The organism is Amycolatopsis halotolerans, from assembly GCF_042647905.1.
Lineage (GTDB): Bacteria > Actinomycetota > Actinomycetes > Mycobacteriales > Pseudonocardiaceae > Amycolatopsis > Amycolatopsis halotolerans.
This window is the reverse complement of sequence record NZ_JBHRWI010000070.1, coordinates 32,018-46,509: the sequence shown is the minus strand read 5'-3', so window position 1 is coordinate 46,509 and position 14,492 is coordinate 32,018. Positions and strand designations below refer to the sequence as shown.

The window sequence follows — 14,492 nt, the reverse complement described above, 5'->3', positions numbered from 1 at the left end:
CTCACGTACGGTCACAGCGGGGTTACGTAGGCACCCGAGATGCCGCCGTCTACCAGGAACTGTGCGGCGGTGATGAAGCTGGCGTCGTCGCTCGCCAGGAAGGCCACCGCGGCGGCGATTTCCTCCGGCTCGGCGAACCGGCCGACGGGAACGTGCACCAGACGGCGGGCCGCGCGCTCCGGGTCCTTCGCGAAGAGTTCCTTCAGCAGCGGCGTGTTGACCGGCCCCGGGCACAGCGCGTTGACCCGGATGTTCTCGCGCGCGAACTGCACGCCCAGCTCGCGCGTCATGGCCAGCACGCCGCCCTTCGAAGCGGTGTACGAAATCTGCGACGTCGCGGCTCCCATCACGGCCACGAACGAAGCGGTATTCACGATCGAACCCCGGCCCTGGCGCTGCATGTGCGGCAACACGGCCTTGCAGCACAGGTACACCGAGGTCAGGTTGACCCGCTGCACCTTCTCCCACGCTTCGATGCCGGTGGTGAGGATCGAATCGTCCTCGGGCGGCGAGATGCCCGCGTTGTTGAAGGCGACGTCGACCGCGCCGAACTCGTCGACCGTCGTCTGGAAGAGGGCCTCGACCTGGTCCGCGTCGGTGACGTCGACCTGGACGAAGGCCCCGCCCACGGTGTCGGCGGCCGCCTTGCCCTGCCCCGGCTCGACGTCGCCGATCACGACCTTCGCGCCCTCGCTCGCCAGCCGTTGGGCGGTGGCGAGGCCGATGCCGCTCGCTCCGCCGGTGATCACCGCGACGCGGCCGTCAAAACGCTGCACCATCGTGGGTCATTCCTCTGTGCTCAGGAAAACGTTCTTGGTTTCGGTGAAAGCGGCGGCGGCGTCCGGGCCCAGCTCACGGCCGAGGCCGGACTGCTTGAAGCCGCCGAAGGGCGTCCAGTAGCGGACCGACGAATGCGAATTCACCGACAGGTTCCCAGAATCGACGCCGCGCGCAACTCGGAAGGCACGGCCGACGTCGCGGGTCCAGATCGAGCCGGACAGGCCGTACTCGGTGTCGTTGGCCATCCGCACCGCGTCGGCTTCGTCGCGGAATCGGACCACCGCGACGACCGGGCCGAAGATCTCGTCACGGGCCAGCGGATCGTCCAGGCCCGGCGGCAGCACGACGGTCGGCGCGAACCAGTAGCCCGGCCCGGACGGCGCGCTGCCGCGGAAAGCGACCGGCGTCCGCTCGGTGACGTAGGACGAGACTTTCGCGTGGTGGTCCGCGGAAATCAGCGGGCCCATCTCGGTCGACTCGTCGCCCGGATCGCCGACGACCACGCCCCGCACCGCGGGTTCGAGCAGTTCGAGGAACCGGTCGCAAACGTTGTCCTGCACCAGGATCAGCGAGCGCGCGCAGCAGTCCTGGCCGGCGTTGTCGAACACCCCGTACGGCGCGGTCGCCGCGGCTTTCTCCAGGTCGGCGTCGGCGAACACGATGTTGGCGTTCTTGCCGCCCAGCTCCAGCGTCACCCGTTTCACCTGCGCCGCGCAGCCCGCCATGACCTGCTTGCCGACCTCGGTGGAGCCGGTGAACACGACCTTGCGCACCGCCGGATGCGTGACAAACCGTTGCCCGACAACCGATCCCTTGCCCGGGAGCACCTGGAAGACGTCCTCGGGGATTCCCGCTTCACGCGCGAGTTCGGCCAGGCGCAGCGCGGTGAGCGGGGTCAGCTCGGCCGGTTTGAGCACGACCGTGTTGCCCGCCGCGAGCGCGGGCGCGAAGCCCCAGCCCGCGATCGGCATCGGGAAGTTCCACGGCACGATCACGCCGACCACGCCCAGCGGCTCGTGGAACGTGACGTTGACGCCGCCGTCGACCGGGATTTGCTTGCCCAACAACCGTTCCGGCGCGCCGGCGGAGTATTCGAGCAGGTCGCGCACGTTGCCCGCCTCCCAGCGGGCGTTGCCGATGGTGTGGCCGGAGTTCTCGACCTCCAGCCGGGCGAGGTTCTCCCGGTCGGCGTCGACCGCGTCCGCGAACCGGCGCAGCAGCCTCGCCCGGTCGCCCGGGGCGAGCGCCCGCCAGGCCGGGAACGCGGCGTGCGCGCGGGCGATCGCGGCGTCGGTCTCCGCCTCGCTGGTCAACTCGACCTGGCGCACCACCTCCGCAGTCGCCGGATTGCGCACCTCGAACGTCGTCATTTCGCCTCCCGCACGGCGTTCACAAGCGCGGCGAACAGCCGGACGTCGTCGCTGTCCTGCTCCGGATGCCACTGCACGCCGAGCACGAACTCGCCCGGCACCTCCGCGGCCTCGACCGTCCCGTCCGCCGCGTGGCCGGACGCGATCAAGCCGGAGCCCAGCCGGTCAATCGCCTGATGGTGGTAACACTGGACTTTCGTTTCCTGGCCGAGAATCGCTGCCGCCCGCGTGCCGTCGACCAGGCTGACAGTGCTGGTGCCGAACGTCGCCGGAGCCGGCTGATGCGTTGCGTCGCCGAGGGTTTCCGGGAGGTGCTGCGAGAGCGTGCCGCCGAGCGCGACACTCATCACCTGCAGCCCGCGGCACACGCCGAGCACCGGCTTTCCGGCCGCGCGCGCCGCCTCGAACAGGCCGAACTCGAACGCATCGCGCTCCGGTCGGATGTACGTCTTCTCGTGCGGCTCCTGGCCGTAACGGCTGGGTTCGACGTCCGCGCCGCCGGTGAGAACCAGGCCGTCGATGCGTCCCACGAGCGCGTCGTACTTCGTGCTTACTGGCGGCAGCAGCACCGGAACCCCGCCCGCCTTGACCACGCAGTCCGCGTACACCCGGTGCAGCAGCATCGCTTCGGTGTCCCAAGCCAGGAACTTCGCCTGTTCCGAGTAGGTGCTGAGTCCGATGACGGGTGGGTCAGAGTCGTTCAAAACCACGGATGCGCTCCCAATCGGTCACAGCTCGCTCGTACGCTTCGCGCTCGATTCGCGCGGCGTTGAGGTAATGGTCGACTACATCAGCGCCGAAGGCATCTCGCGCGATACGGCTGCCTTCGAGGACTTCAGCGGCTTCAGCGAGCGTGACGGGCACAGTGGGCTTGTCGGACGCGTACGCGTTGCCTACGAACTCAGGCTCCAGCGGCAGTTCGTTCTCGATGCCGTGCAGCCCAGCAGCGATCATCGCGGCGACTGCGAGGTACGGGTTCACGTCTCCGCCGGGTACGCGGTTCTCGACGCGCAACCCGTCGCCGTGCCCGACTACGCGCAACGCGCACGTACGGTTGTCCGTGCCCCACGCGATCGCTGTCGGCGCGAAGCTGCCAGGGACGTAACGCTTGTACGAGTTGATGTTCGGGGCGAAGAAGTACGTCATCTCGCGCAACGCTTCCAGCTGTCCGGCGAGGAAGTGCTGCATCAGCTTCGAGAAGCCGTGGTCGCCGTCGCCGGGAAGCACCGCTTCGCCGGACTTGCTGCGAAGGCTCAGGTGGATGTGGCAGGAGTTGCCCTCGCGTTCGTTGTACTTCGCCATGAACGTGAGGCTCTTGCCCTCCTGCGCGGCGATCTCCTTCGCACCGTTCTTGTAGATGCCGTGGTTGTCGCACGTCGCGAGTGCTTCGGCGTAGCGGAAGGCGATCTCGTGCTGGCCCGGGTTGCACTCGCCCTTCGCCGACTCCGGATACAGGCCCGCGCCCGCCATTCCGTTGCGGATCCGGCGCAGCAGCGGCTCGATGCGCGCGGTGCCGAGCATGGAGTAGTCGACGTTGTACTGATTGGACGGTTTGAGGTCCTGGTAGCGCTTGTCCCACGCGGATTCGTAGGAGTCGTCGAACACGATGAACTCGAGTTCGGTGCCGACGTACGCCTTCAGGTCGTGCCCGGCGAGCCGGTCGAGCTGGCGGCGCAGCACCTGGCGCGGCGAAACGGAAACCGGGCCGCCCTGCACGCGCTCGACGTCCGCGAGCACCAGCGCGGTGCCCTCCTGCCACGGAATCTCCCGCAGCGTCGCGAAATCCGGCCGGAGCACGAAGTCGCCGTAGCCGCTCTGCCAGGACGAGATGTCGTAGCCGTCGACGGTGTTCATGTCGACGTCCACCGCGAGCAGGTAGTTGCACGCCTCGGTCGCGTGGCCGACCACCTCTTCGAGGAAGTACTCCGCCGAGCAGCGCTTGCCCTGGAGCCGCCCCTGCATGTCGGTGAGCGCGACGAGCACCGTGTCGATGGTGCCCGCCGTCACCCGTTCGCGGAGATCTTCGAGCGTGAGCATTCCTCGCCTGGCCGCCATCGCATCGCCCCAAAGGTTCGGATCAGGTCCTTTGCGGCTTCTTCTTACCGGGCGGTCCTGCCAGGGTCAATCCACTGAAAGGTATTTTCATAGACCTTTAAACGAGGGTTCAGCGCGGCTCACCCAGGCGGCGCCTGCTATGTCCGGGTTGCCCGGCTGAGAAGATACTGTGAATCGGGTGCGTCCGGGACCAAATCCGCCGCCTCGTGCGTTGGACCGGGCAAGAGAGGTGAGAGGGATGACTGAAGCATTCACGCAGACCACGTTCAGCCAGCAGCAGGCGCGGCCGCAGCTCCCGACGCTGCCCACCGGGTGGCCGATCGGGTCGTACGAGTCCTACGAGCAGGCGCAGCAGGCCGTCGACCACCTCGCGCACGCTGACTTCCCGGTCGCCGACGTCACCATCGTCGGCGTCCAGCCGATGCTCGTCGAGCGCATCGCGGGCAAGATGAGCTGGAGCCGGATGCTCAGCAGCGCGGCCATGTCCGGCGCGGTGTTCGGCCTGTTCCTGGGCCTGGTGCTGAGCATGCTCAACCCGGCCGCCGGGCTGCTGTCGATCGTGCTCGGCCTCGCCGCGGGTGTCGTGTTCAACGTGGCCTTCGGCGCACTGGGCTACGCGGCGAACCGCAACAAGCGCGGGTTCATCTCGCAGAGCCAGCTGGTCGCGCAGCGCTACGACGTGCTGACGCAGCCGCGCAACGCCGAGAAGGGCCGCCAGCTGCTGGCGGACCTGGCCGCGCGCTCGGCGTTCAACCACTGAGTTTCGCCGACTCGCCTCCCGGGCGCCCCGGGCCGTTCGCGGCCTGGGCGCCCGGTTTCGCGTTCCGGGCCTTGCCGAGAGGCGGGCTGCCGTGCTGGTCGGGTCTCGTGCGCGCCTATGCCGGTTCTCACCGGAATCAACACTCACGAGCCACCCACCCCGATGCCCCTTACCTCGTCGGCGGAGCGGCCTTCGTCGGAGTGCTCGGCGGGACCGGCGTCCCGGATGTCGCCGAAGCCTTCGGGATCACCGCCGCGAACGGCACCCCCGCGTCCTCCCGGCAATATGCGCGATGACCGTTGTACCCGTTGACGTTCCCGCGGTCGTCCTGCACTCCCTCGACGACCTTCGGACGCGGGAACTGGTTGTCCTGCCCGGTCAGCTGGCTCGTGCCGGTGTCCTTCTCGCAGCCGTAGCGGGAGATCGCGAGCGGGCGGCCGCGGTCGTCGTACAGGTAGACGTTCTCAAGCGGTTTGCCGTTCGCGTCGAACACGTACAGGTTGCTCAGTTCGTGCTGGCCGTAGCGCAGCGCTTCGTTGCCGTGGACGTCCTCGTACATCGGCGAGGCGTACGACGGGGTGGAACTCGACGAATACGTGCGGTCCCGGACGAGGTTGACCGCCGCGCCGAGGCCGCCGAACGCGCTGCCCACCACGAACGCCGACACCGGCACCGCGATCCACAGCATCCGGCCGTCGACCTTGATCCGCGGGCCCGCCCACATCACCAGGCCCGCGCCGACGAGCAGCACCGGCAGCAGCAGGACCGCGTGCAGGTCCCGGATCATCAGCAGCAGCCCGAACGCCAGCAGCGCGAACCCGCAGACCACCCACCACGCCGGCTTCAGCGAATCGAGATACGCGAGCGCGCGGTCGGCCGACCGGTCCTCCCGCATCGACTTCACCATCGCCCGCGCGCGGACCACCTCCGGCAGCTCCCGCATCGCGTCGAGCCCGCGCAGCAGCAGGAACGCCACGCTCACCGCGAACACCGGGGCCAGCAAGACCATCCCGGCCAGCGCCTCGGCATTGAAGCGCACCGCGGTGTAGAACGCGATCATCGCGGTGCCCGCCGCGCAGAACACCAAGCCCCACAAGGCAAGCCGCGCTCCGGCCCGGCCCGGCTTCGCCGTCGCCGCCGTCGGCAGGACCTCGGTCGCCGCTTCCGGAGCCGGAGCGGGCGGGTAGCCGCCGGAAGCCCGCAGTTCGGCCGCGTAGCTCTCCGGGGTGCCGAGCCGCGCGACGAGGTCCTCGACCCGCGCCGCGGCGCCTGCTTCCGACTCCATCTCGGCCAGCTGCGGCCGGACGTCCTCGAGCAGTTCCTCGATCTCGTTCGCGGGCAGGTCCGCGAGCGCGGTGCGCACCCTCGACAGGTACACCCGCGCGGCCGTCGGCTTGTCCGTGCTCATGCTGCCTCTCCCCGATTCGTGCCCGCGGTTTCGCCTGTCCGCGCGGTCAGGCCCGCTCTTTCACCAAACTGTCCATAATGGACGCGAAGCTGCCCCACGTGCGCGCCGATTCGGCGAGCCGCGCCCTGCCCCGGTCGTTCAAGCTGTAGTACTTGCGGTGCGGGCCTTCTTCGCTCGGAACCACGTACGACGTCAGCAATCCCGCCTTGTACAGCCGCCGCAGCGTGCCGTACACCGACGCGTCCCCGACCTCCTCCAGGCCGGCGGCGCGCAGTCTTCGCAGCACGTCGTAGCCGTACCCGTCGTCGTCGCGCAGCACCGCGAGGACCGCGAGGTCCAGCACTCCCTTGAGCAGCTGACTGATCTCCACTGCGTTCCTTCCCGGTCCTGCGCGAGAGAAGCTACCACGCATAGCGCAGTAGTGTGCGCGGCGAGCGGCCGTTCGGCGGTATCGCTGCCCATCCGGCCAGGTCAGCGAGAGACGAACGGTCAGGTATACAGCGTAGACATCAAGGTATACAGTGTAGACATGGTCGAGATCCCGACAGCCGAACGGCTCGCGGCGGCGGCGCGCGAGATCATCGCCGCCGAGGGCGCGGCGGCGGTCAGCATGCGCCGGGTCGCCGAAGCCGCCGGAGTCACCGCGATGGCGATCTACCGGCATTACGAAAACCGCGAGGTCCTGCTGCGCGCGGTCGCCGACGCCACCGGCCGGGAACTGGGCGCGGCGTGGAAAGACCCGGCGCCGGAGGGCGAATGGCTCGACCGCTTCGACGCGCTGCTGGACCGGTTCCTGGATTTCGCCCTCGGCCAGCCGCATCTGTACCGCTTCCTGATGACCGACGGCTGGGCGCGGGCCCGGATCTATCCCGACGGCTACCGCGAACCCGGCTCGCCGCCGTTCACCGCGCTGGTCCGGCTGATCGAAGAAGGCATCCGCGACGGCGTGCTGCGCGACGACGATCCGCTGGAAGCCGCGCTGACCGTCAGCACGCAAACGCAAGGCATGGTGCTGCACTACCTCGCCGGCCGGATGGGGGCGGCGGAACCCGAGTTCCGTGCGCTGTGCCGACGTACTTCCCGGAGGATTTTCGATGGCCTCAGAACGTAATGCCCGCTGGCAGGTCCCGGTCGCGCTGCTTTCTTCAGCGGCGCTCTTCTACTTCGGCACCGGACTGGGCCCGATCGCCGCGCTCACCTGGCTCGCGCCGTTTCCGGTGCTGCTGCTGGCAACCCGAGCCAGCGGCTGGACCACGGTGAGCACCGCGTTCGGCGCGTTCCTGCTCGGCACCGCGAATATGTGGGCCTACCAAACACATTCCGGCGACGAACCGTTGTGGCCGTTCGGCGCCGCCATCGATGTCGGGATGTCGCTGGTGTTCACGTTCGCGGTGTGGCTGTTCTGGGCCTTGGCGCGCCGCCGCCGGACACTGCTGGCCAGCCTCGCCGCGCCGGCGGCGTGGACCGCCCTCTTGTACCTGATCGCCACGCTGAACCCGATGGGGATGATGGGTTCCCTCGCCAACGCCCAGGGCGACGCGCCGCTCGTGCTGCAAACCGCTTCCTGGGCCGGGATGTGGGGCGTCGAGTTCCTGGTGCTGCTGCCCGCTTTCGCGGTCGCCGCGATGTGCGCGCCCGGAGCTTCCCGGGTGCGCATTGGCGTTGTCGCCGCGGTCATTGTGGCTTTGTCCCTTGGCGGCGGCGCACTACGGCTTTCCGGCACTGGCGGTCCGACGGTGCGAATGGCCGCTATCACGCAAAATGCCGGCTACCACTGGGGTCCCGCGCTCGGCACCGCTCAAGGCCGCGCCTTGGTCGACGAATACATCCAGCAGATCTCAGCCATGCCAGACGGCGTGAAGCTCATCGTGTTGCCCGAAGCGGCTTTCAGCGCCGAGGAGGAATGGCCAGCGGCGTTGGTCGAGCCGATGCGGCGCGCGGCCAAGGCCCGGGGCGCGGCGATCGTGGTCGGCTTCGAGTACTACGACCGGCCAGGCAAGCACAACTACGACTACGCGCTGGCCTTCCCCGCCGACGGTGCCTCACCTGTTCGGTACCTGAAGCACCACGACCTGGTGAGCCCGCCGGGCCGGGATCTGGTGTTCGTCCCGGGTGCCGAGGTCCCGACCGGATTGGTGATCTGCGGCGACACGACGTTCACCTCCCCCAGCCGCGACTACGCCGCCGCCGGTTCGCGGATCCTCGCGATCCCGGCCGAACTGGCAGTGCCGCCGGGCAACAACGACGAGGGCGGCTGGCAGCACACCCGCAACGCACTGCTCCGAGGTGTCGAAAGTGGACAGTCGATCGCGCTCTCCGACGCGAACGGCAGCCTGATGCTGTCCGACGGCTACGGCCGCGTCCTCGGTGACGCCCGTACCGGCGGACCAGCTCCGTTCACGACAGTCGTTGCCGATGTTCCCGCAGGTCCCGGCCAGACGTTCCACACGCGCTTCGGTGATTGGTTCGCTTGGCTCGCGATCGCGATTACCGTTGCTGGCTTGGTTTTCACCCGCCTCCGCACGGCTACGCGACCATCCTGAAAATTCACGGATCCACCCCGCCGCGCCGTGTCACTGCGGTCGGCGCAGCCCGTCCAGCAGGAGGGTGATGACGTCGTCAGCCTCGGCACGCCAATGTGGACGGTCGTGAGCCGCACCGATGCCGTGCAGCACCATCATCACCGCACCGGAATCCACGTCGTCGCGAACGCTGCCCTCCCGCACGGCGGCGGCCACCAGATCGGCGACAGCCTGCTCCAGCGCCTGGCTGCCCTCGGCGAGGTCGCCTGAGCGTTCGGCCATGAGCGTGGCCAGCGTGCGGGCCAGGCCCTCGTGGGCGTCGATATGGTCGACCATGCCGCGCAGGAAAGTCGCCAAAGCCTCCGCCGCGGGCAGCGTGGCCCGCAGCTCGCGCGCGCGGTCGCACAGCGCGGCGACTTCTCCGTGGTAGACCGCCTCGGCCAGCGCCTCCCGGGTGGGGAAATGCCGGTACAGCGTGCCGGTGCCGACCCCCGCCAGGCGGGCGAAGTCGTCGAAGCGCAGGTCGAAGAACTCACCGGCGTCGAAGATCTCTCGCGCCTTGGCGACCAGGACATCGCGGTTGCGCCGGGCGTCGGCCCGCAGCGGCTTGTCGGCGGTCATGTGCTCCCTCGCGTTGACAAGTGGAGACAGTCTCCATATTTTGAAAAGTGGAGATTGTCTCCACATCGAATGCTACCCCACGAGGTGCACGTGAAGATCCTGATGTTCGGCCGGGGCGTGATCGCCACCGTCTACGGCTGGACCCTGCAACGGGCGGGCCACGACGTCGAGTTCTACGTCCGGCCGGGCCGCGCGGCGACGTACGGAGACACCGTCGACCTCGACCTGTTCGATCCGCGGCACTGGCGGCGTGGGCAGCGCGTCGAGAAGTGGCCGGTGCGCCTCCGCGAGGAGGTGGAACCAGACCATGACTTCGACCTGATCGTGCTCAGCGTGGGGCACCACCGCCTCGCGGAGGCGACGGCTTTCCTGGCTCCGCGCGTCGGCCGGGCCACGGTGCTGATCTTCGGCAACGTCTGGACCGAGCCGTTGGACGCGATCGGCGCACTCCCCGTCGACCAGGTCGCCTGGGGCTTTCCCCAAGGCGGCGGAGGTTTCGGCGCGGACGGCGTGCTCCGCGGATTCCTGCTGCGGTCGGTCGTCTTCGGCACTCTCGGCCAGCCCCCGACCGACCGGGAACTGGCTGTGCGCCAAGCGTTTCGCGAGGCCGGGCTCCAGATCAAGGAGCGGCCCGACTTCCGCGGCTGGCTGTGGGTCCATTTCGTCTCGGACGCGGGCCTGTTCTCCCAAGGCCTGCGGCTGGGTTCCCTGTCCCAGCTGGCCGGGTCGACGCGCGACGTGCGCGAGGGCCTGCTGGCCGGGCGCGAACTCGTGCCGCTCCTCGAAGCGCGCGGTATCGACCTGCGACGGCACCGGGGCGGTCTGCTGCTGTTCCGAGCGCCCACCTGGCTGACGGCCCCCGTGCTCGCCTGGCTGACTGCTCATTTCGCGCCCGTGCGCGCGAGTTTCGCCGCACACAACAACCCCGACGCGGAGGAGCCACGCGAGGTCTGCCGGGACACGCTGGCCGAAGCACGACGATTAGGCATCTCGGCACCGCGGCTGGAAGCGGCGGAACCGCTCTTCGCCCGCGAGGAGACGGGTCGAGCCTGAACTCACCGATGTCCCGGTCGCACAAGGCTTTTCGCTGTCGAGTGTCCGTGGCATGGAAGGAAACGCCGCTGGTTCGCGCGGTTCGGTCTCACCACCTGGCCTCAGCGACCTCGCGTTCTCGACCGACCGCAGCCACAACTGGCCGCCCAGCCCCACGTCCACTGCCAGGCGACCACCCCGCGCGGCTAAGCCACCCGAGCCCGCCGCTGACACCTGGGACACGAAAACGAGGACCGGTTCATGAACGGCTCCCGCCGGATCGGCGAACCGCAGCGGCGGCACGGCATTCCTTCCTGACCGTACGCGTCGAGCGAGCGCTCGAAATACCCCGATTCTCCGTTCACGTTCACATAAAGCGCGTCGAACGACGTCCCGCCCGCGAGCAGCGCCGCCGACATCACGTCGCTGGCCGCGGACACCAGCGTTCGCCCTTGTGCGGCAGTGAGTTTCTCGGTCGGCCGCGACCAATGCAGTTTGCAGCGCCACAACGCCTCGTCGGCGTAAATGTTGCCCACCCCGGACACCAGTGTCTGGTCGAGCAGCGCCCGTTTCACCTCGGTACGCCGCGAACGCAACGCGCGCACGGCGGCCTCCGGGTCGAACTTCGGGTCCATCGGGTCCCGGGCGATGTGCGCGATGGTGCCGGGCAGGCTGTCGCCGTCGACCTCGACCAGTTCGTCCAGGGCCAGGCCGCCGAACGTGCGCTGGTCGACGAACCGCAGCTCCGGTCCGCCGTCGGCGAATCGGACCCGGACGCGCAGGTGTTTCTCGTCCGCCGAGCCCTCGGGCTGCACCAGCATCTGGCCGCTCATGCCGAGATGCGCCAGCACCGCCTCGCCGTCGGACAGTTCCAGCCACAGGTATTTGCCGCGCCGCCAGGCCGCCTCGATCGTGACTCCGGCGAGCCGTCCGGTGAAGTCGGCGGCTCCTTGGGCGTGCCGCCGGATGGCGCGGTCGTGCAGCACCTCGACGGCCCGGACGGTACGGCCGGCGACGTGCGCTTCGAGACCGGCGCGGACGGTCTCGACCTCGGGTAGTTCGGGCATGCGCTCATTCTGCCCGGCGCCCCCGACAAAAAACGGCGGGCCCGTGCCCAGCAACAAAAAACCGGGGCCGGCCGACGTCAAGTCGGCCGGCCCCGGGAAGAAAAAACGACTCAGCTCGCGTCGTCGCCGGTGCCGAGTTCCTCCGACAGCGCCCGCCAGGCGGTCTCCGCGGCCTTCTGCTCGGCTTCCTTCTTCGTGGTGCCGTTGCCTTCGCCCAGCGCGCGGCCCGCCACCAGCACGGTGGCGGTGAATTCCTTGCGGTGGTCGGGACCGCTGTCCTCGACGCGGTACTCGGGCACGCCGAGTCCCCCGGAGGCGGTCAGCTCCTGCAGGCTGGTCTTCCAGTCGAGGCCTGCCCCGCGCAGCGGAGCCTCGGCCAGCAACCCGTCGAAGAGGTGGTGCACGAGCTTGCGCGCGACCTCGATGCCGTGCGCGAGGTACGTGGCGCCGATGACGGCTTCGAGACCGTCGGCGAGGATGCTCGCCTTGTCCCGGCCGCCGGTGAGCTCTTCGCCCTTGCCCAGCAGCAGATGCGCCCCGAGCCCGCCCTCGCCGAGCCCGCGTGCGACGCCCGCCAGCGCGTGCATGTTGACGACGCTGGCGCGCAGCTTCGCGAGCTGGCCCTCGGGCAGGTCGGGGTGGGTGGTGTAGAGGTGGTCGGTGACGACGAGGCCGAGCACCGCGTCTCCGAGGAACTCCAGTCGCTCGTTCGGCGGCAGGCCGCCGTGCTCGTACGCGTACGAGCGGTGCGTGAGCGAAAGACGGAGCAGCTCGGGGTCGAGAACGACCCCGAGCGCCTCGAGCAACGATGCGGGATCGGCCGCGGGTCCTCCGACGGGCTTACCCCCCATGATCGGCTGCCCGCTCAGGCGGGCTCGACGACCTGGCGGCCGTTGTGCTGGCCGCAAGCCGGGCAAGCGACGTGCTGGATTTTCGGCTGGCGGCAGGCGCGGTTGGAGCAGGGCACCAGCTGAACCGGAGCCGCCTTCCACTGGCTGCGGCGGGAGCGCGTGTTGGATCGCGACATCTTCCGCTTCGGGACGGCCACGAGTAGATCTCCTTCAAACGGTCTGCTCGCGGATGCGAGCGAACTTACTTCTCCCGGATCGAGCTGGACGCTCGTCAGGCTTGCTCTCCGGAGCCGTGCGCAGGCTTTTCGCCCGCGTTCTCGTCGAATCGCTCGACCAGCGCGGCCCACCGAGGGTCTATCTTCTCATGCCCGTGTCCGGGCTCGAGATCGGCCCACTTGACGCCGCATTCGATGCACAGACCGGGGCAGTCCTCGCGGCACAGCGGGGCGAGCGGAAGCGCCAGCACCACGGCGTCGCGGACGGTCGGCTCGAGGTCGATCCGGTCGTCGACCAGGCGGGGGATCTCGTCCTCGTCGGTGGTCTCCTCGGTGGCCGATCCCGGGTAGGCGAACAGCTCGGTGAGGTCCACCTCGATGTTCTCGGTGACCGGGTCGAGGCAGCGCGAGCACTCGCCGGCGGCGACCGCCGTGGCGGTGCCGGTGACGAGGACGCCTTCGACGACGGATTCGAGCATCAGGTCGAGCTCGACGGGCTCGCCTTCGCGGATTTCGAGCACGCCGGGGACGCCGAGCGCGGTCGGCACGGGCGCGGCGCGGCGCAGCTCCCGGCTGAGTCCCGCGCGGCGGCCGAGCTCACGGGTGTCGACCACCCACGGGCTGCGGTCGTCGAGCTGCGCGGGGCGGGGGTTCTGGGCAGGGTTTTCGGACATCGCCTACCAGCGTACGCAGGCCCCGCAACCGCATTGGAGGTGGCCGGACCTGACGAGTGCCGATCGCGGCCGGAACCGGGACCGGCACGCACGAGGCCACAGCGCCGGGTGGTACCGGATGCCGAGGCTGGCGGCGGGGCAAGCGCCCCAATGTGGCATTGGGTGCGTCAGATGCACCCAATGTGGCGTTCGGTGCGTCGCATGCACCCAATGCCACATTGGGGCGCGTGACCGCCGCGCATCCGGTACCACCCGGCCCGGAACATCCACGCGGCGGGAACTCAGACCTGGTAGTCGTACAGCGTCGAGCGGCCGTTGCCGTGGCCGGTCGAGGGCGAACGCAGGTGGTTGCGGCCCGAGTCGACGGTGCGCAGCGTGGTGGCCAGCAGTTCGGAGAACTCGGCCAGCTTGCCGTCCACGTACGCGTCGCAGTCGGCGCGCTGGCGGTCGGCTTCGGAGTGCGCCTCGTCGACGATGCGCGCGGATTCGGCGTGCGCGGCCTGCACGACCTCGGTCTGCGAGACGAGCCGGGCCTGTTCGGCGCGGGCGTCCTCGATCGCGCGGTCGTAGGCGTCGCGGCCGGCCTGGATCATCCGCTCCGACTCGGCGCGGGACCGTTCGGTGAGGTTCTGGTACTCGGCCTGTCCGCCCGCGACCATGCGCTCGGCCTCGTTGTGCGCGTCGCCCAGCATCTGCTCCGCGCGGGCGCGCGCGTCGGCGAGGATGCGCTCGGCCTCGGACGTGGCGTCCGACACCGTCCGCTCGGCTTCCTCGTTCGCGCCGGCGACGGTCTCCCCCGCCTCCTTGCGCGCGGCCAGCAGCAGGTCGTCTCGTTTGTCGAGAACGTCCTGCGCGTCGTCCACTTCGCCGGGAAGCGCGTCGCGGACGTCGTCGAGCAGCTCGAGAACGTCGCCGCGGGGCACCACGCAGCTGGACGTCATGGGAACCCCACGGGCCTCTTCGACGATCGTGACGAGCTCGTCGAGTGCCTCGAAAACCCGGTACACGGCCACTCCCTCAAGCAGTTTCCCCGATCACTGGCTTCCAGTCTGCCCGCTTCGCAGCCTGAACCGGTGAACGAGCACCCGACCGGGCGTGTCCTCACCTAACAGAAGGGGCGGCTTCACCCGCTGGTGA

Annotated in this window: 16 protein-coding genes; 4 read left to right on the top strand and 12 right to left on the bottom strand. The window is 69.3% G+C overall.

Annotated elements, in window-relative coordinates; translation table 11 throughout:
• Positions 1 to 11: 11 nt before the first annotated feature.
• Genes ACFORO_RS41770 through ACFORO_RS41755 form a run of 4 tightly spaced genes read right to left on the bottom strand, consistent with a single transcriptional unit; the run spans position 12 to position 4,205 of the window.
• A complete protein-coding gene (locus ACFORO_RS41770) occupies positions 12 to 779 on the bottom strand; it encodes a 3-oxoacyl-ACP reductase (protein WP_377870380.1) in 768 nt (255 codons plus the stop codon).
• Between the two features lie 6 nt (positions 780 to 785).
• Positions 786 to 2,150 (bottom strand): aldehyde dehydrogenase family protein, encoded by a 1,365-nt coding sequence (locus ACFORO_RS41765; RefSeq protein ID WP_377870381.1) that lies wholly within the window; start codon positions 2,148 to 2,150, stop codon positions 786 to 788.
• Positions 2,147 to 2,860 (bottom strand): gamma-glutamyl-gamma-aminobutyrate hydrolase family protein, encoded by a 714-nt coding sequence (locus ACFORO_RS41760; RefSeq protein WP_377870382.1) that lies wholly within the window; start codon positions 2,858 to 2,860, stop codon positions 2,147 to 2,149. Before ACFORO_RS41760 ends, ACFORO_RS41765 begins: the two co-directional genes overlap by 4 nt.
• Positions 2,841 to 4,205: a glutamine synthetase family protein gene (locus ACFORO_RS41755; RefSeq protein WP_377870383.1), complete on the bottom strand. Its 1,365-nt coding sequence runs from the start codon at positions 4,203 to 4,205 to the stop codon at positions 2,841 to 2,843. The genes ACFORO_RS41760 and ACFORO_RS41755 overlap by 20 nt, the downstream gene beginning before the upstream one ends.
• A gap of 238 nt (positions 4,206 to 4,443) precedes the next feature.
• Between ACFORO_RS41755 and ACFORO_RS41750 the strand changes: the two genes are divergently transcribed.
• Positions 4,444 to 4,965 (top strand): general stress protein, encoded by a 522-nt coding sequence (locus tag ACFORO_RS41750; protein ID WP_377870384.1) that lies wholly within the window; start codon positions 4,444 to 4,446, stop codon positions 4,963 to 4,965.
• 169 nt (positions 4,966 to 5,134) lie between these two features.
• On the opposite strand, the gene ACFORO_RS41745 is transcribed toward ACFORO_RS41750, so the two are convergent.
• Both ACFORO_RS41745 and ACFORO_RS41740 read right to left on the bottom strand, forming a co-directional pair.
• The gene (locus ACFORO_RS41745) at positions 5,135 to 6,373 is read right to left on the bottom strand and encodes an HAAS signaling domain-containing protein (protein ID WP_377870385.1); all 1,239 of its coding nucleotides are present in this window, start codon (positions 6,371 to 6,373) and stop codon (positions 5,135 to 5,137) included.
• A 46-nt stretch (positions 6,374 to 6,419) separates the two neighbouring features.
• A complete protein-coding gene (locus ACFORO_RS41740) occupies positions 6,420 to 6,743 on the bottom strand; it encodes a PadR family transcriptional regulator (RefSeq protein WP_354739400.1) in 324 nt (107 codons plus the stop codon).
• 159 nt (positions 6,744 to 6,902) lie between these two features.
• Here ACFORO_RS41740 and ACFORO_RS41735 point away from each other — a divergent pair, with 159 nt between their 5' ends.
• Together ACFORO_RS41735 and ACFORO_RS41730 are read left to right on the top strand one after the other, a co-directional pair.
• The gene (locus ACFORO_RS41735) at positions 6,903 to 7,484 is read left to right on the top strand and encodes a TetR/AcrR family transcriptional regulator (protein ID WP_377870386.1); all 582 of its coding nucleotides are present in this window, start codon (positions 6,903 to 6,905) and stop codon (positions 7,482 to 7,484) included.
• Positions 7,468 to 8,916: a nitrilase-related carbon-nitrogen hydrolase gene (locus ACFORO_RS41730; RefSeq protein ID WP_377870387.1), complete on the top strand. Its 1,449-nt coding sequence runs from the start codon at positions 7,468 to 7,470 to the stop codon at positions 8,914 to 8,916. The genes ACFORO_RS41735 and ACFORO_RS41730 overlap by 17 nt, the downstream gene beginning before the upstream one ends.
• A gap of 30 nt (positions 8,917 to 8,946) precedes the next feature.
• Here the strand turns inward: ACFORO_RS41730 and ACFORO_RS41725 are convergent, their stop codons facing one another.
• Positions 8,947 to 9,516 carry a TetR/AcrR family transcriptional regulator gene (locus ACFORO_RS41725; protein ID WP_377870388.1) on the bottom strand — a complete coding sequence of 190 codons (570 nt, stop codon included), beginning with the start codon at positions 9,514 to 9,516 and terminating at the stop codon, positions 8,947 to 8,949.
• 90 nt (positions 9,517 to 9,606) lie between these two features.
• On the opposite strand from ACFORO_RS41725, the gene ACFORO_RS41720 reads away from it, so the two are divergent.
• Positions 9,607 to 10,569, top strand: coding sequence for a ketopantoate reductase family protein (locus tag ACFORO_RS41720; protein ID WP_377870389.1), 963 nt, complete (start codon positions 9,607 to 9,609; stop codon positions 10,567 to 10,569).
• A gap of 185 nt (positions 10,570 to 10,754) precedes the next feature.
• On the opposite strand, the gene mutM is transcribed toward ACFORO_RS41720, so the two are convergent.
• From mutM to ACFORO_RS41695, 5 genes are all read right to left on the bottom strand, one after another.
• A complete protein-coding gene (gene mutM, locus ACFORO_RS41715) occupies positions 10,755 to 11,615 on the bottom strand; it encodes a bifunctional DNA-formamidopyrimidine glycosylase/DNA-(apurinic or apyrimidinic site) lyase (protein WP_377870390.1) in 861 nt (286 codons plus the stop codon).
• Positions 11,616 to 11,725: 110 nt separating this feature from the next.
• Positions 11,726 to 12,466, bottom strand: a complete 741-nt coding sequence (gene rnc, locus ACFORO_RS41710) for a ribonuclease III (protein ID WP_182892148.1) — start codon at positions 12,464 to 12,466, stop codon at positions 11,726 to 11,728.
• 14 nt (positions 12,467 to 12,480) lie between these two features.
• On the bottom strand, positions 12,481 to 12,663 hold the full coding sequence (gene rpmF / locus ACFORO_RS41705) for a 50S ribosomal protein L32 (protein WP_009074209.1): 183 nt from the start codon (positions 12,661 to 12,663) through the stop codon (positions 12,481 to 12,483).
• 74 nt (positions 12,664 to 12,737) lie between these two features.
• Positions 12,738 to 13,355 (bottom strand): YceD family protein, encoded by a 618-nt coding sequence (locus tag ACFORO_RS41700; RefSeq protein WP_377870391.1) that lies wholly within the window; start codon positions 13,353 to 13,355, stop codon positions 12,738 to 12,740.
• 281 nt (positions 13,356 to 13,636) lie between these two features.
• Entirely contained in the window at positions 13,637 to 14,362 is a 726-nt protein-coding gene (locus ACFORO_RS41695; RefSeq protein ID WP_377870392.1) for a DivIVA domain-containing protein, read from the bottom strand.
• Positions 14,363 to 14,492 lie beyond the last annotated feature (130 nt).

What these genes read in the sequence shown, in the direction of transcription:
- ACFORO_RS41770 (WP_377870380.1), bottom strand. Translation starts at nt 779, where the DNA reads ATGGTGCAGCGTTTTGACGGCCGCGTCGCGGTGATCACCGGCGGAGCG.
- ACFORO_RS41765 (WP_377870381.1), bottom strand. Translation starts at nt 2,150, where the DNA reads ATGACGACGTTCGAGGTGCGCAATCCGGCGACTGCGGAGGTGGTGCGC.
- ACFORO_RS41755 (WP_377870383.1), bottom strand. Translation starts at nt 4,205, where the DNA reads ATGGCGGCCAGGCGAGGAATGCTCACGCTCGAAGATCTCCGCGAACGG.
- ACFORO_RS41750 (WP_377870384.1), top strand. Translation starts at nt 4,444, where the DNA reads ATGACTGAAGCATTCACGCAGACCACGTTCAGCCAGCAGCAGGCGCGG.
- ACFORO_RS41745 (WP_377870385.1), bottom strand. Translation starts at nt 6,373, where the DNA reads ATGAGCACGGACAAGCCGACGGCCGCGCGGGTGTACCTGTCGAGGGTG.
- ACFORO_RS41735 (WP_377870386.1), top strand. Translation starts at nt 6,903, where the DNA reads ATGGTCGAGATCCCGACAGCCGAACGGCTCGCGGCGGCGGCGCGCGAG.
- ACFORO_RS41730 (WP_377870387.1), top strand. Translation starts at nt 7,468, where the DNA reads ATGGCCTCAGAACGTAATGCCCGCTGGCAGGTCCCGGTCGCGCTGCTT.
- ACFORO_RS41725 (WP_377870388.1), bottom strand. Translation starts at nt 9,516, where the DNA reads ATGACCGCCGACAAGCCGCTGCGGGCCGACGCCCGGCGCAACCGCGAT.
- mutM (WP_377870390.1), bottom strand. Translation starts at nt 11,615, where the DNA reads ATGCCCGAACTACCCGAGGTCGAGACCGTCCGCGCCGGTCTCGAAGCG.
- rnc (WP_182892148.1), bottom strand. Translation starts at nt 12,466, where the DNA reads ATGGGGGGTAAGCCCGTCGGAGGACCCGCGGCCGATCCCGCATCGTTG.
- ACFORO_RS41700 (WP_377870391.1), bottom strand. Translation starts at nt 13,355, where the DNA reads ATGTCCGAAAACCCTGCCCAGAACCCCCGCCCCGCGCAGCTCGACGAC.